General features: G+C 43.4%; 15 protein-coding genes. 8 read left to right on the top strand and 7 right to left on the bottom strand.

The genetic code is table 11. The features are described from left to right. Positions 1 to 291: 291 nt before the first annotated feature. From JW984_16235 to JW984_16205, 7 genes are all read right to left on the bottom strand, one after another. Entirely contained in the window at positions 292 to 1,641 is a 1,350-nt protein-coding gene (locus JW984_16235) for a WG repeat-containing protein (GenBank protein MBN1574746.1), read from the bottom strand. A 390-nt stretch (positions 1,642 to 2,031) separates the two neighbouring features. Beyond that, on the bottom strand, positions 2,032 to 3,213 hold the full coding sequence (locus JW984_16230) for a WG repeat-containing protein (GenBank protein MBN1574745.1): 1,182 nt from the start codon (positions 3,211 to 3,213) through the stop codon (positions 2,032 to 2,034). 474 nt (positions 3,214 to 3,687) lie between these two features. Continuing rightward, on the bottom strand, positions 3,688 to 5,766 hold the full coding sequence (locus tag JW984_16225) for a DUF3160 domain-containing protein (GenBank protein MBN1574744.1): 2,079 nt from the start codon (positions 5,764 to 5,766) through the stop codon (positions 3,688 to 3,690). Between the two features lie 90 nt (positions 5,767 to 5,856). Next, a complete protein-coding gene (locus tag JW984_16220) occupies positions 5,857 to 6,699 on the bottom strand; it encodes a hypothetical protein (GenBank protein ID MBN1574743.1) in 843 nt (280 codons plus the stop codon). Between the two features lie 486 nt (positions 6,700 to 7,185). Continuing rightward, entirely contained in the window at positions 7,186 to 7,455 is a 270-nt protein-coding gene (locus JW984_16215) for a hypothetical protein (protein MBN1574742.1), read from the bottom strand. A gap of 315 nt (positions 7,456 to 7,770) precedes the next feature. Next, positions 7,771 to 8,157: a hypothetical protein gene (locus JW984_16210; protein ID MBN1574741.1), complete on the bottom strand. Its 387-nt coding sequence runs from the start codon at positions 8,155 to 8,157 to the stop codon at positions 7,771 to 7,773. A gap of 315 nt (positions 8,158 to 8,472) precedes the next feature. After that, positions 8,473 to 8,703 (bottom strand): hypothetical protein, encoded by a 231-nt coding sequence (locus JW984_16205; GenBank protein MBN1574740.1) that lies wholly within the window; start codon positions 8,701 to 8,703, stop codon positions 8,473 to 8,475. A gap of 371 nt (positions 8,704 to 9,074) precedes the next feature. On the opposite strand from JW984_16205, the gene JW984_16200 reads away from it, so the two are divergent. The 8 genes from JW984_16200 to JW984_16165 all read left to right on the top strand — a co-directional run bounded on the left by JW984_16200 (position 9,075) and on the right by JW984_16165 (position 14,774). Then, entirely contained in the window at positions 9,075 to 9,368 is a 294-nt protein-coding gene (locus JW984_16200; GenBank protein ID MBN1574739.1) for a hypothetical protein, read from the top strand. Between the two features lie 89 nt (positions 9,369 to 9,457). Continuing rightward, complete coding sequence (locus JW984_16195) at positions 9,458 to 10,084, top strand: hypothetical protein (protein ID MBN1574738.1); 627 nt, start codon at positions 9,458 to 9,460, stop codon at positions 10,082 to 10,084. A gap of 351 nt (positions 10,085 to 10,435) precedes the next feature. Beyond that, positions 10,436 to 10,993, top strand: coding sequence for a hypothetical protein (locus tag JW984_16190; GenBank protein MBN1574737.1), 558 nt, complete (start codon positions 10,436 to 10,438; stop codon positions 10,991 to 10,993). Continuing rightward, on the top strand, positions 10,986 to 11,981 hold the full coding sequence (locus JW984_16185) for an AAA family ATPase (GenBank protein MBN1574736.1): 996 nt from the start codon (positions 10,986 to 10,988) through the stop codon (positions 11,979 to 11,981). Before JW984_16190 ends, JW984_16185 begins: the two co-directional genes overlap by 8 nt. Before the next feature lie 444 nt (positions 11,982 to 12,425). Continuing rightward, positions 12,426 to 12,650 carry a hypothetical protein gene (locus tag JW984_16180; protein ID MBN1574735.1) on the top strand — a complete coding sequence of 75 codons (225 nt, stop codon included), beginning with the start codon at positions 12,426 to 12,428 and terminating at the stop codon, positions 12,648 to 12,650. Continuing rightward, complete coding sequence (locus JW984_16175; GenBank protein ID MBN1574734.1) at positions 12,637 to 12,903, top strand: hypothetical protein; 267 nt, start codon at positions 12,637 to 12,639, stop codon at positions 12,901 to 12,903. Before JW984_16180 ends, JW984_16175 begins: the two co-directional genes overlap by 14 nt. Continuing rightward, positions 12,893 to 13,414 carry a hypothetical protein gene (locus tag JW984_16170; GenBank protein ID MBN1574733.1) on the top strand — a complete coding sequence of 174 codons (522 nt, stop codon included), beginning with the start codon at positions 12,893 to 12,895 and terminating at the stop codon, positions 13,412 to 13,414. The genes JW984_16175 and JW984_16170 overlap by 11 nt, the downstream gene beginning before the upstream one ends. Then, positions 13,395 to 14,774, top strand: coding sequence for a hypothetical protein (locus JW984_16165; protein ID MBN1574732.1), 1,380 nt, complete (start codon positions 13,395 to 13,397; stop codon positions 14,772 to 14,774). The genes JW984_16170 and JW984_16165 overlap by 20 nt, the downstream gene beginning before the upstream one ends.

Below are 14,774 nucleotides of genomic sequence, written 5' to 3'. Positions count from 1 at the left end.
TATTTTAAAAACCAACGGGGGAAACAGGCCGCATGATCCACCTTAAAACCCCCGTTTCACTGTCTACCATATTGGGTCCACTTCAGTCCTTAAAGGGATTAGGCCAACCTGCTAAAATATAGCTAAAAATAAACCAGCTTGGGCTAATAGGGCACAGCGCTCCGGAAATGGTATCTTCCTTATGGCTTCCGAAAGGGTAACATCAGCAGGATGCATTATTAATCGAAAGAGAACAAGTCGTGCGCCTTCCTCCTATTTTTGCCTCACACATAAAAGTAGATTCAGTCGAATTTACCGACCCTGTAGTATCTTTATGTACCCCCATTTGCCGCCTATTTTCACCGGGGCTAGACCCTGGGCAAAATCCCCGGAATCATCAAACTGGGGATTGACGACATATTTTCCGGTCTTATCGATGTATCCCCATTTGTTGTCTATAGACACCCGAGCAAGACCCTCGTGGAATTCGTAAGCTAAATCGAACTTTGGATTGATGACATACTTTCCTGTCTTGTCAATGTAACACCATTTGCCCTCTATTATGCCACCCATTTTCACCCAAGCCAGCCCCTCCCTAAAATGCCACGCAAAATCAAACTGGGGCTCTATAACATACTTTCCCGTCTTGTCAATGTAACCATATTTGTTGTCAGGTATCATGTCTTCAGTGCGAAATATTTTCACCCGAGCCAGACCCTCGCTGAATTCGAAGGCATCATCAAACTGTGGCTCAATGACATGCTTCCCCGTCTTATCGATGTATCCGTATTTGCTGTCGATCAATACGCAAGCCAGACCCTCGTGGAAATCACAAGCTAAAGCGAACTGAGGTTTGATAACATACTCCCCAGTCTTGTTGATGTACCCCCATCTCCTGCCTACTTTCACCGGAGCCAAGTCCTGGGCAAAATCCCCAGAATCATCAAACTGGGGATTGACGACATATTTTCCGGTCTTATCAATGTATCCCCATTTGTTATCTATAGACACCCGAGCAAGACCTTCGTGGAATTCGTAGGCTAAATCGAACTTTGGGTTTATGACACGCTTCCCAGTTGTGTTGATGTATCCGTATTTACCGTCCATTTTCACCACAGCCAGACCCTCGCTGAATTCGAAGGATAAGTCATCGGAATAATCAAACTGGGGCTCTATAACATACTTTCCCGTCTTGTCGATGTATCCGTATTCGACACCTATTAACACCGCAGCAAGACCCTCGTGGAAACCCCAAGCATAATCAAACTTAGGGATTATTGCCACGAAGGAACGATCCTCAAGAGTCTTAGTTGCATCGGGATTTGTTCCTTCTGATAGATCAAAATAAAAACAAACCGAAATCCCGGGAACCGCCTTTTCGGTCTTGGTGTCTTCCGTAACGACTGTTGTTGTGTTGTTAGTCCTGAGGGCAACTATCTTGACATCATCAATCACCCGGCCGTCATTTTTCACCAATTCCATTTGTTCATCCGCCAGGCCGTCATTGCAACCAAGGTCGAGAGTAATTATCGTCCCCTCGTTCCCGTCCTCACTAACCAAAGACACAATAGCGCAAATGGTCTCAGTCGATGCTCGAGAGTAAAGCGGCAGGAACAGTAAAATAATTGCGATTAAAAGTAAATTCCTGGTATATCTATCCATCTCATGCTCCTCTTCATCTGCCGTGCATAATCAATCGACGACGTTAGTCAATCTGTTTATGTGTGATTTCCTTTATATAACACGATCAATTCTATCATATCCTGATCTGCCCCCACTAATGGAACCAGTCTTTACGTCGGCCTCTACGCAAATGTTTCGTGTCGAGGTTCCGAATGCCGGGTAGGTACAACTTCAGCGGCCTAGGGCTGTAATCAAGAAAGCGGCTCGGTCTTATCTAGCAAAAGGGCACGATCGAGCAAGGGGGGCGTTTTCTTTGCCCCCCTTTCGTGATCAATTGTAACGGATTGCTGTGCCATATTCGTCGATCGTTCGGAAAACATGAACGGGTTTATTATCATAGACCAAGACCGCTTCTGGCCTCTTTGTGGTTTAAGGGGAGGGATATTTGATAATCCCAACCTTACTTCCAATTTGGACATATGCGATCCCCCCCGAAAACGGCTCTGCCCAGGTCGCATAATCGTCTTTATAGAACGAGGACTTTTCGACATCAATTATAGTCTTACCCGTTTTATCGATGTAATACCAACCGCCTAGCGCATATCCGGTCCATTCCATCACCGGCGCAAGCCCTTCCGAAAATTCCTGGGCGTTGCCGAATTGGGGCGGTATCACAAACGAGCCTGTTTTGTCGATATAACCCCACTTGCCGTCAATCGAAACCGCCGCAAGACCCTCGGAGAAATTCTTTGCTCCATCGAAGGAGGGGTCAATCCTGACATCACCTTTACTATCTATATACCCTCGTTTGCCGTTATCGTCGTAATAAATTGCGAGCCCCTCAGAAAAAATATACATTTCGGGATATGATGAAAAATAGCTGAATTTGGGAGCTATCACCACCTCACCTTTTGTGTTAATGAATCCAGCCTTTCCTTTCAGCACTACTAACGCCATTCCTTCCTTGAAGAGCCCTATTTCGTCGAATCGAGGCTTGACGAAAATATCTCCCAAATCATTGATCATACCCCACTTGTCACCGATTTTTATTCGGGCAGTGTTCTCTGAGAAAGGTTCGGCATCGTCAAACTGCGGCTTTATAATCGCCCTCCCCTGCTTATCAATATAGCCCCATTTTTCACCGACGCAAACGGGGGCCTTCCCCTCCGAGAATTTCCTGGTTTCATTGAACGTGTGGCCGAATATAAACTCTCCTGAGACATCAATAAACATCCATGCTTCTTCTGACTTTACCTCCGCAAAACCTTCAGAAAATGTTTTAACCTCATCGTAGATCGGCTTAATGACAGGAACACCCTTATTGTCAATGAAACCCCATTTCCCGTCGACCTTTACCGGCGCCCGCCCGGAGTCAAAGTCGCCAACGGAAACGTATTTCGGATCGACCAACACGGTTCCGTCTTCTCTGACATAACCGTATAGTTTGTCGACCTTGATCACGGCGATCCCTTCATAAAAGGGGGCGATAAAATTATATTTGGGTTCTATTACAAACGTTGGTGCTTTTGCGGTTCCACCGGCAAAAGAAAAAAGACCTGCACAAACAATTACCGATCCACAAAGGATTAGACGGTAAATCTTTCTGTTCATGGAAAATCTCCTTTTATATGGATTGATCAAATAAAAAAGTTTTTTTATCTTACGACTATAGAGGAGACATGCGGAATAAAAATATCATCCGCGAGTCAATACCGATCCAGTATTATTAATATTAGATACTTTTACCAACGCTTAGTCAATTCCTTTAACTCAAATAAATGGCGTACCCCCCATTAGCAGTATTTATACTTAAATCCATTGAGATCACTGCCGATCATCATTCTCGATATTTACGGCATAAGTTTTGTGGTTATAATGTTTACACAAGACCACATTTCCTGCATTGATTTCCTGTAAACGGGGAATTACTTCTTGTTTTTCATATTCCGTCTGATAATAAAGAATATCAGACAAATCCCAAATAAGATGGAAATAAGAAAAATGAGTATCAACAATTCGTAAATACTTATTATCATATCAATTTCTCTCATTCAAATTTTAATCAACAACTCTATATGCTCTACGTTACTCCACGATAAAACTTTTCGTCCATTCCGGCAAAGTAGGCCTCTTATTATTCTCTCCCATTTCTTGCCATTTTTCATCCGTCAGTCGATCACTCATAGGTTGTTTGAATTCATAGTAAGAAAACACGCCACCGCGGCAAACTCTTTTACCCATGCTGTCATCAATGAGGACGTAGATATTGCACGGAGCACCCACCCCCTCCTCGAGGACCTGTCCGGTATTAGAATCTGTATGAACATCGGCAATTACGTCCATCTTTGTGTCCGTTTCGGAAGTTATCTTATTCATCAACTCTTTGGGGAAATCTGCCAGGGATTCGAGCGTATTTCCTATATTTGATATAGCATCATACTCTTCTTCGGTGAGTTTCTCGTTCTCCAGCTCCTTTTCGGATATTACTTTAAGTCGGGTAAGCAACTTCTCAAATTCAGCGATCTTCTCAGGAACGCCCTCCGGTGCGATACCAAGTGTCGTGAGACTATTTCTGAGGTCACCCATCATCTCCCCGAGACGTCCATAGACCTCCGGATATGGTTCAACATACCCATAGGTTTTCTTTTTAATAAGAATTGACTTTCCCATCATTGTATAGCTCTGCTTGGCGTACAGGATCGTATCGTGGCGAAGCTCCGTCCAGGAACCAAGAGCCGTGGCAAGGGATTTATCCATCCATGCGCTCGATAACATGAATTTTGGGACACCGCTTCCCTTTGGTTGCTGCAAGAGAGGCAATAATGAATACAGCCACCGCCAGTAGAGGTTTTGTTTCCACTCCGCCTCGGTCTTGGTTGAGAATTCCAACCGCAGGATATCAACCTGTTCAAAATAGCCTTTATACTCAGTATCTCCCTCACGGTCAAGGATTTCAGAGGCCCTTTCGGATCCAAACACGGACATTACGTCCAACCCCCTGGGGAATGTCCTGGTTGGCCCAACACTGTCGACAATTCCCCAAGTAAAAGGTTTCCCTGAGCCAGTGAATTCAAGACTCTTTACGCCGAAGACGAGCTGTTGAAAAATATATGAATCTGGGATGAACCGCTGTCCCATAAATCGAAAGCCCTTGTTTGTATCCTCGAACTTGCCGTTTTCTACGAATGCCGCCCCGGACAGTATTTTGGGCGGGCGAAGTTTTTTCGCCTCCTCGATGAATTTGGAGAGAGCTTCAGGTTTTCCGTATCTATCGATCGACCCGCCCGAAGGGAAAATTTCACTGGAAAGCGCCCTGTAATCATCCACGGTAAGATCATCGGCAGTGCCGACAAAATAGGCCGTCGGCTCATAGATTTTCCGCCACAACGAGAGGGTCTCCTTATCTCCCGAGAGAGCATCAACCATGAGCAGCGCCTGGAGCGTCATCATTTGGCCGTGGTTTTCACCCTCCAAACTGCCCCCCTTTAACTTAAAGTCTATCCTGCCATACCACATCATTACATTGAAGTATTCTTCAAACGTCTCATTCCTAGTATAGTGGCCCCTCGGAATGTACTGGGAATAATCCTCGTATGCATATGGTGTATTATAAAAGTCGGGGTTTTCGACGTACCTGAGAAGCTCTCGAAATGCGAATCCTTTGTGAGCCTTGATATTTTCGATTTCCTTATTCACAATTTCGTCGAGGCCGTATTCCACCGTATAGTCCGGATCCCAGATCTTTTTCGGAACGGAAAAATAACCGATGTTCAAAAGCGCCGCCTCTTTCACCATTGGGTCTTTTGCCGCCTTATACTGAGCTATCGAAAGCGCAAGCATTTTGTCGGTAAGGGCCTTTGCCGTATCGGACAGCACTTCTATCTCTAAAATTCTCAGGAGATAATCGAAAAAGACGTGACCCGTGTGCAAAACGGCGTCCGTCGTGACAAATGCCGGCTGGCTTTGGTCGTTAGTACTATTGTAGATTTCGTAGATTTCCTTTTCGCCGCTTTTGGTCACGACAAAACCGTTCTTTTCGAGAAGTTCTTTCGCTTCATTCGAAAGGGTAAGCTGGGTAAGAAGCGCCTCGTAGGAAAATAAGGGGCTTGATGTAAAAATTACGAACAGAACCATGGTAAAAAACAAAATTTTAATCTTCTTCATTTCTTGATTCCCTAAGAAAGTTACAGCAAGAAACTCTTGGTCTCATAGACTTCGGGAAGAACGTTTTCCCCGAGTCCGTATATATTTTGATTACCTGACCTTCGGTGAATATCGCTTCGGGTCATGAGGGTCGATCTGGACACCTTTGTCAACCTCATCATCGAAGATACAATAGGGTACAGGCGATTGTTCGGTCTGCTCCCAGATGTCAAGATTGGGATCTCTGTCAATATTACCCCATATCCTAAAGAGGAATCCTGCCTCGTCGGCCGAGATGAACTCGTACTGGTATATAATGAGCAGATAATATTGAAGTCGATCTTTATCAATGCCGATGGCTACGGGATCCTTAGAGAAGGCGCTATTTTCGGTAAAGTATTCCATTTGCGCCTCATAGACTTTCTCGAAGAGGTAATCTCTCTCGCGACTTATCCTTTCCTTCTTTGACTCAGTGATCTGATGATTCATCCAGAAAAGACAAGCAAAGACCACGGCCACCAGGGCAATTCCGGAAACTATCATCCTTAAAGGATGTACGGGTTCAAGGTAAGCCGGCCGGTTTGGCGTGAGGCTCCGAATTCCAAGGTAAATCATAAATCCGCCGATGAGGACGCCAAAAAAAGGGATGACGGCTATCATGGAAAATTCGCCGAAATCCATTAGCCAATCTAGTCCAAAGTACACCGCTATAACCAAAGCCAGAACCGCAACCCCGATGTATCCGAAAACAAGAAGCAAGATTATCCTTCTATACCTCTTTCTCCGATCTTTTATGAGATATATCCCTCCCAGTTTCAGGAACAGGTAGATAAAAGGTACAATAGATATATAGGGTAATAGTGTAAAAATCCCGTATCCAGTATTCGCGAATGCGGAATCGACGGTAAAGAATATCACGAGAATCGTCATCGTAAGAGTGTATACTTTATTCATGATTCCCTAACTTTACAGGTAATCAGTTCTATGGAACGGTAAAGATCGCCAAGTCACTCTATTGAAAATGAAGGCAACAAAAAAGAAGAATATTATAATAGAATAAGCGTGGTTTTCCTTCTGACCATATGTTTTCGTTGGAAATCTCTGCTTATTGGGCTTATATGTAAAAGCTCCAGTCCCGATGTACTCCTTGAAGCCTTCCATAATTCCACACCCTTCGATACACCCCAAAGCAAAATTATCCAAACAGTGAGGACTTTCTGGTGGCCGGTGAGCAACAATACGGTTTTAATTAACTGACAGGATTGTCCTGCCCCCGATAATGACACCAGTATTGAAGTTAATCTACAGGTGGATTTTACTCTCTCCGCCACTTTTCTGTCAAGACTAAACCATCTATCAGCTTAGAAAGGTACTTAAGACCTGTTTAAAGAAAATCTTGCTCTTTTTTCTGTTTTTTTCAGTATACAATATCATACCAATTCATAGGTTATATCCTGTATTGTGGCGGGTAACAGGGATCAGTACACGCACAGCAGTAATTTCTTGACAATACCGTATTTTTTCATTAGCCTCCTCTAATGTCTTTGCATAGTAGATGAGGTTCGCCTCAACATTGCCTGTTGTCCTGGTCTTATACTTTACGCAGTAGGCGTTAACATCCGGGCAGTACTCCGCGGTGGAGATCCCGGAAATAATAAAACAGCACAAAAAAGCGGCGATGGTAATGAGCCTTTTTATCTTTTCCTCCAATAAAATAGATATCAGCTATTACATTCCTTAATTTACACCCGTTTCACATCAAAATCTGATTCGTAACAAGGGCTCGTTTCCGAGGGGCGGGCTGGGATACGAATATGGAACGGCGGCTCCTTTGAACTGTGGCTCCCGACAAATGATAAGTGTGACCCGACGAATAACACTGGTGGATGTACCGTAAGAATTAAAAGAGTGAGGAAGGAATAAACTATCTTAGAAAAGGTTTTTTAGCTTCTGAATTACTTCTACAATTTATACACAGGATTTGTTTAATCATAAAATATATGAATACCTTTTCCTGATATACTATTACCCGCTTACTAGAAAAGGTAGTGTCAAGATAATTGTGTGCGGGTCGATCCTCTCGTGGACGTGGAGCGACACCGTCGGCACATCAAAGGTCGTCCTTTCCAACTTCCCCGCCCAGTTGAGGTACGGCTCCTGCCTTTTCTTCAACTCCTGAAGGGCGGTCTTTGCTTCCTCAAGGCTCTCGGCAGAAAGGCCGCCGTCAATGATATTCTCGATCTCGCTCCTCCCCGAATCGAACATCAACTCCGGGTCGATATGAGGATCATAGGCGTATCTTTGCTTCCCCTCGTCCTTGTCCGTCTCTGCGGTAACCAGCCCGATGGGGGGATTGTTCATACGATCCTTGTCTTTATGGTCGTATTGGCCTATTCTCTTTTTCTTGCTCATGATAGAACCTTATGATTTTGCTAATGAATAATTGTTTGCATTTGTAAGAATCTATTTATTTTAATGCGTTTTGATACCAGAAAAGCAACTTACAATCAAACTGTTATTTTTAACATTTCTTCTATTTTGTGAAATTCATATCATGTTACGACTTAAATAGAAATATTCCAAAAGGACAATAATTGATAAATAAATTGCAAACAATTTTGAAACAAAGACGAAACAGAAAAGATGTGTTTACCTAACCGATGATGTTTTAGAGATATTTAGGCGCATTAACGGGGCAAGAAGCCACTCCCATAAGTTTGTTTTCATCTACAATAAAAGGAGGCCTGTGAAGAGTATCCGCACCGCCTTTGGAGGCGCCTGCAGACGAGCGGGGATCAAAGACTTCGTGATGCACGACCTGCGCCACTGTTTTGCGACAAACATGAGGAAGGCCGGGATCCACGATTCGGTCATTATGGCACAGACGGGACATAAAACCGCATCGATGTTTCTTCGATACAATGCCGTGGACGAATCTGACGGGAGAGATGCCGTCAACAGGTTATCGGATTATCTCGACGGCGAGACAAAAAAAGTGACACAAAAGCGACACATAAAGCGTTTTAGATTTTTCATGAACCAAAAAAAGGGCGGATTCTTTGCCAAGTTTTTGAAATCATTGGGGAAATTTGGCGCGCCTGGCAGGAATCGAACCTGCGACCTACGGATTAGAAGTAGCGTTTTCTCACCAGTTTATTCAATAATTTTCAATACTTACCGAAATTTAAAGAGACCAAAAACGACCAAAAAAGGCCATAAAATCAGGGGTTTTGTACCGATTATGTATCACTATTTTGGTAATTTTACCGCCCCGGAATAAGGTGGTCATATTTTTCACTCAAATTTAAGTGTTTTTTGGAGGTTTAAAAATGAGTAAAGTTACTTTGTATGACGAAAACGGTAACGCCTTGGGCCTTGTGGCCTATACCGACAATTTAGATCATTGGGACGGCCACAACATGACTTGTGGGGCGACAGGCCGACACTTGGGAGTTGGCAAGCTCAAAGACGGGCGTTTTTATGTATGTCATGGGACGAATTGGCAAGGCGAGAAAAATCACGCCGAGCTTATTTCGGAAGAGGAGGCGAAAAGCCTTGTATTAAGTCATAGGGCCGATATGTATCAGGAGATATTCGGCGAAGAGCCTCCGGTATTGGATTAAACACTTTGGGGGCCGTTTCAGGCCCCCTTTTTTTTATCTTTGACTATATCTTGTATTGTGGAATAATTATTTTAAAGGAGGGTGTGGACATGAAACAGACTATAAAAATTGATAAACGGATTAATGAAAAAAAGATATTAAGAGAGCTTGAGGAAAAACAACGTGAAATACCCAAAATTGTGATAATGAGCGATAAAACAGAAAGAACCTTAAATCCATCGACAATCCTTTTTGTTAATTATTTGAATAAAAATATTAAAGATATAAAATTGAAAAAAGAGATATTTGACATTCTTTATGAATTAATCGAAATTCGTGATTATTATTTCAAGGTAAGTATAGATATTCATAAAAGAGACGATATGTTTTCAAAGGCGAAAGATGCCGTCAAAAAAATAAATTATAGAATTGAGAGTTTAAACGCATCGATAAAACCAGAATTACATACATATTTCTCTAAAATTGGTGATTTCACTTTAAACCCCGGCGTAACTCTCCGTTTTGGTAATAGAGAACCCCGAACAAAAGAACATAAGGCATTTCTTTTATTGAGCGATTTTTTAAAATCAAGAGATTTTCATCTTTTGGGGCGATGCGCTTTTCGTGTTAGAGGGAGAAAATCATGCAATAACCTCTTTTTATCCACGAATAAAACGACAGAACATTGTAGTCGGTGGTGCGGGCAAACCCATTCGAGACTCAAAAAAGACTTTTAATTTCCGCCCTTTGACCCATTAGATTTTGACACCTTTTTCGCATTTCCCATAAAAAGCGTCTAAATAAGTGTATATATGCATATAAATACTCTTGAATTAAGAAAATTATCTTATATAATTAAAGAAAATAAGAATTTTTTGGAGTGTAGGAAATGTCAAAAAATATTGCCTTAAAAACAGAAATCTTAAGACAGGGGATCACGCAATATTGGGTTGCCTCCCAGATCGAAATGATACCATCTCGGTTGAGTGAAATCGTTTGCGGATGGCGGACTCCCTCGGAAGATGAAAAAGAGCGGATCGCCTCGGTGCTTGGAAAATCCGTCTCGGAACTTTTTTCGGAAACCAAAAATGACTAATTTCGAGTTGGTAAAATCCTTGACTGACCTCCCCTCACTTATGGAAGAGGCGGGGCTGGCGATTAATCGGGGGGGTTTTTGTAAGTGTTTTCTCCATGAAGATCGAACGCCGAGCCTCAAAATCTATCCCGACCAAGGGCGGTGGTGGTGTTTTTCGTGTAATCGAGGCGGAGATGTTTTTGATTTTTGCGAATGCTTTTACAAGCTGGACACAAAGTCGGCCTTGTCATTTTTAGCGCAAAAGGCGGGGCTTAATATAATCGGGAAGCCAATCGCCCCGGAAATAAGGCGGGAGATTGAAGAGAAGCGACAAAGGCGAGAACGGGAAAAAATGTTTAAGCAATGGGTAAAGTCGGAAACTTTAAAGTTGGCTGGGTTGTTGTACAAGCTTGACATTATGATCGACAAGATCACCCCAAAATCGCTCGGCTTTGAGTGGAGTAGATTCTTGATGGAGAGCCGGGAAATTTTTGAATATCATTACGAAATTCTTTTAGGGCATGATTGGGAAGCAAAACTCGAATTGTACGAGAGGGCTATTGATGGATAGACAGGAGCTTGAAGAACAGGAACAGATTGCAATCCGAGAAGAGGGCAACAGTACTGACCGCCTTCCCGGCCTCCTCTCCACTTATGACATTCTAAATACAGAATTTCCTGCACCAACTTGGATTATACCGGAGATGTTGTCGGTCGGAGTTGCGATTCTGGGGGGTCGACCAAAAACAGGAAAAAGTTGGATGGGCCTTCAGCTTGGACAGGCGGTTGCTTCTGGGGGAGTTGTTTTCGGAAAAAAGGTTGACCCTGGACGTGTTCTAATTATTGCCCTCGAAGATCACCCTCGCCGTCTAAAAGACAGAATGCAGAAACAAGGATGGTCGCCGGGATTGCCCGCAGATTTTATAACATCAAAATTGTTTAGAGAGCGTTTTGGTGATCTTGGGAAAGGCGGGGGGCAGTTATTGGCAAAGCAGATCGAACGTTGGCAATATCGCTTTGTTGTGGTGGATACGCTGTCAAGGGCCATTGGGGTTGATCAGAATGACGTTAATGCAGTTACCAACGCAATCGGCTCACTCCAAGAAGTAGCTCAAAATCTAAATACTTCCATTCTCCTGATCGATCATCATAAGAAGGCACTTGCCGACCCTGATGCTGTATCTGACATATTGGGGTCTACAGGAAAGGGTGCTGTAGGTGATTGTCTTTGGGGGCTTTACAGACAGGCCGGGAAGGTGGGGGCAAAGCTGATTTTAACAGGAAGGGATATAGAGGAGCAAAGCCTAAAATTAAATATCGATTGGGAGACCGGGCTTTGGAGTTGTGAAGGCGAGGCAAGTCTTTACGAATTGAGCGGACGACAAGGCGAAATTATAGAATTTTTACAGGATGCGGGGGCTTGTGGAATTACAGATATAGGCGATGCCCTTGGAATTAATAAAGGAAGCGCATATAAAATATTAAGCGATCTCGTAAACCGGGGGACAATCCTTAAAAGCGGTAAAGGTCGAGGCGGTGTTAAGTATTCTATCCTTTAGGGGAATATATATATTATGGCAACTAAACCAACCAACCCAACCAAGGCAACCAACCCAACCAAGGCAACCAAAAAGGTTGAAATAGGACAACCAAGTAACTTATTGATATTATTAAGGAAAATGGTGTTAGTTGCTTTAGTTGGTATAGTTGGGCAACTACTATGGTTGCACCATAGAAGGAATCTAAACTTATTAGTAAAAATTACTAAAATGCTTCAAGATCGGCGGGGTTTAAATGGGAATAGTCAATAATTACAGTAATTTAGGAATATTGCCCCTAAAAGAAGCATTATCAAGAGTTGATATTTTAGGGGAAAATAGGTCATTTTGTATCAAGTTGGTATCATCTCACTCTTTTAAGGGAAAAGCGTTGGGAAATCGGGGGGTTGGGGTGTTGAATACTTTACCAGAGATAAGTTATTCGCCATTTTTGGGGGGTTGTCAATGAGTTTGAAGCCTCATTTAAAGGTTGAAATAAATTATTACAGGAAAATGAAGGTCAAGGAATATGACTTTGAAAAGGCGGGTATTTCCCGGAGTGCATTCTTGAACGCCCTGAATGGCGGGAGTTGTGAGATTGTAACGATTCACAAGGCGTTTGATCTTCTCAATGTGCCGGAGAGTGAGCGCAAAAGTCTTATTGAATGGGGGGAAAATGACCGAGGATAAGATCAAGGCGAAATGTGAAGAGATCAGCGATCTCCTGATAAGGAAAAACTGGGATTACGGAAACTCGGTTTTTAATCCGGTCGGGATATTCTCAAAGGCTCCACCGATTGAGGCCCTAAAGGTAAGGATTGACGACAAACTTTCCCGCATCGCTTCAAGTGGGGAAAAGAACTTCAAAGAGGACACTTTACTTGATCTTACAGGGTATTTAATTTTGCTGATTATCGCATTGGAGGGTGAACATGACAGATAGAAATAAAAAGGGCCAGTTTTCAGGCCCAAATGAAACGTCTTTTAAGGAAGGGAATAAAACGCCCTCACAATTCAAGGAAGGCAATAAGCAAAGCCTTAAACACGGGGGAAATGCTTATCTACAAACGGGAGAGGTGCCGGACTTGCCTTGGAAAACGGAGATTGAGGGGGAGCTTGACAGCCTTCGGGCGGGCCTTGTCGCTGATCTCGGCGGTCAGGCCATGATGACGGAGGGTCAATCGCTTTTAATAGATCAAGTTATCCAATTATCAGGGTACACGAGACTTATTGATTTTTGGATTCGAGAGAACGGAGGGCCTTTCGTTAAGGCCGAGGGGGGAGACTTAAAGGTCAAATCCGCACTATCCGCATTTTATCTGGCTTGTCATAACAGCATCCGATTAACTTTGACATTACTAAAACTACATGAACCGAGGTCATTTGAGCGGGCGACTCCCTTTGAGCAATACCTAAACGAAAACGAGGTAAAGCATGAAACCGAAAAAGATTGATTTCATAGAGTTTGCCGAAAAGTTTTTCTATGTGCGAAATAAAGACAACAGCGTATCGCCCATTAGACTTGAACAATGGCAGATCGACAACTTTATCCGGCCCGTGTTTTATGATCTCACCCCGGACGGATTGAGAAAATACGACCTCGCCGTTTTCTCGGTGCCGAAAAAGAATGGGAAAAGCACTCTCGCAGCCTTATGCATCGCATATCTTTTGTTGGCAGATGGTGAGCAATATCCTGAAATCATCTCGCTTGCAAACGACCTTGAACAGGCCCGGCGGATATTCGACTTTGTAAAACGGTCTTTTGAACTCTCGCCAGTACTGCGACAGGAGGTTGTGATAAAGAGAGATCGCATAGAGGCCCGGAATGGAGGCTGGTATCAGGTCATTAGTGCCGACTCGGTGAGCGCACACGGCTATGACTGCTCGGCAATCGTGATTGATGAAATGTGGGGTTTTCAGGATTACAAGCTATTGGAGGCGGTGGCTCCCTCTCCGGCGAGGCGAAATCCCTTGACGCTTGTCGTGACTTATGCGGGAAATCAGCCGTTTCCGGGAAATCCGCTTTTTGATTATTACGAACGGGGAAAAGAGGGCAAAGACCCGAAAATGTACTTTTATTGGTCGCATGAGAATTTAGCAAGTTGGGTTGACGACCAATACCTCGAAAGTGAGAAAAAGAGATTGCCGGAGTTTATGTTTAAACGCCTCCACAGAAATCAATGGACAGTTGGGAGCGATAACTTTTTGACAAAGGAAGACGTTGACGCATCGATTGACCCGGAATTGAGAAATCGGGATAGTGGACAGGGTGAACGGTTTACTATTTCATGTGATCTTGGCCTCCGTTCAGATCGAACCGTGATTAGTGTCGTTCACCGTAATTGGAAATCGGGGCGGATAATTCTTGATCATGTCAAGAGCTTTGAGGGGAAGCGTGGGGCCGAGGTAAACATTGCCGATGTTGAAAGTCATTTAATTCATTTGTGGCGCAACTTCCGACAATCAAGACTTGTGATTGACCCTTGGCAAAGCATCGGCCTGATACAGCGATTAAAGGCCCGTAATGTGAAGATTGAGGAGTTTGTTTTTTCTGGCGGAAATCTCACAAAAATGACCGAGGCCCTTCTTGGGGTTTTCAAAGACCGAACGATAAAGATTTTCAAACATGACGAATTAATCAAAGAATTGCTAACAGTAATGATTATTGAAACGAGTTACGGCCTCCGCATCGATCATAAATCAAACATGCATGATGATTTTGTGATTGCGCTCGGCATGGGCGTTTTTACTTTATCGGGAGAGCCGACACGAATTTATACACAAAAAGATTTTCAAAGCGTGGCCCTATTTTAA

The sequence above is a fragment of the Candidatus Zymogenus saltonus genome (assembly GCA_016929395.1).
Taxonomy (GTDB): domain Bacteria; phylum Desulfobacterota; class Zymogenia; order Zymogenales; family Zymogenaceae; genus Zymogenus; species Zymogenus saltonus.
The sequence above is the reverse complement of the archived record's forward strand: the minus strand, read 5'-3'. Positions and strand labels throughout refer to the sequence as shown.

What these genes read in the sequence shown, in the direction of transcription:
- JW984_16165 (MBN1574732.1), top strand. Translation starts at nt 13,395, where the DNA reads ATGAAACCGAAAAAGATTGATTTCATAGAGTTTGCCGAAAAGTTTTTC.
- JW984_16180 (MBN1574735.1), top strand. Translation starts at nt 12,426, where the DNA reads ATGAGTTTGAAGCCTCATTTAAAGGTTGAAATAAATTATTACAGGAAA.
- JW984_16190 (MBN1574737.1), top strand. Translation starts at nt 10,436, where the DNA reads ATGACTAATTTCGAGTTGGTAAAATCCTTGACTGACCTCCCCTCACTT.
- JW984_16185 (MBN1574736.1), top strand. Translation starts at nt 10,986, where the DNA reads ATGGATAGACAGGAGCTTGAAGAACAGGAACAGATTGCAATCCGAGAA.
- JW984_16220 (MBN1574743.1), bottom strand. Translation starts at nt 6,699, where the DNA reads ATGAATAAAGTATACACTCTTACGATGACGATTCTCGTGATATTCTTT.
- JW984_16200 (MBN1574739.1), top strand. Translation starts at nt 9,075, where the DNA reads ATGAGTAAAGTTACTTTGTATGACGAAAACGGTAACGCCTTGGGCCTT.
- JW984_16195 (MBN1574738.1), top strand. Translation starts at nt 9,458, where the DNA reads ATGAAACAGACTATAAAAATTGATAAACGGATTAATGAAAAAAAGATA.
- JW984_16210 (MBN1574741.1), bottom strand. Translation starts at nt 8,157, where the DNA reads ATGAGCAAGAAAAAGAGAATAGGCCAATACGACCATAAAGACAAGGAT.
- JW984_16170 (MBN1574733.1), top strand. Translation starts at nt 12,893, where the DNA reads ATGACAGATAGAAATAAAAAGGGCCAGTTTTCAGGCCCAAATGAAACG.
- JW984_16230 (MBN1574745.1), bottom strand. Translation starts at nt 3,213, where the DNA reads ATGAACAGAAAGATTTACCGTCTAATCCTTTGTGGATCGGTAATTGTT.
- JW984_16175 (MBN1574734.1), top strand. Translation starts at nt 12,637, where the DNA reads ATGACCGAGGATAAGATCAAGGCGAAATGTGAAGAGATCAGCGATCTC.
- JW984_16235 (MBN1574746.1), bottom strand. Translation starts at nt 1,641, where the DNA reads ATGGATAGATATACCAGGAATTTACTTTTAATCGCAATTATTTTACTG.
- JW984_16225 (MBN1574744.1), bottom strand. Translation starts at nt 5,766, where the DNA reads ATGAAGAAGATTAAAATTTTGTTTTTTACCATGGTTCTGTTCGTAATT.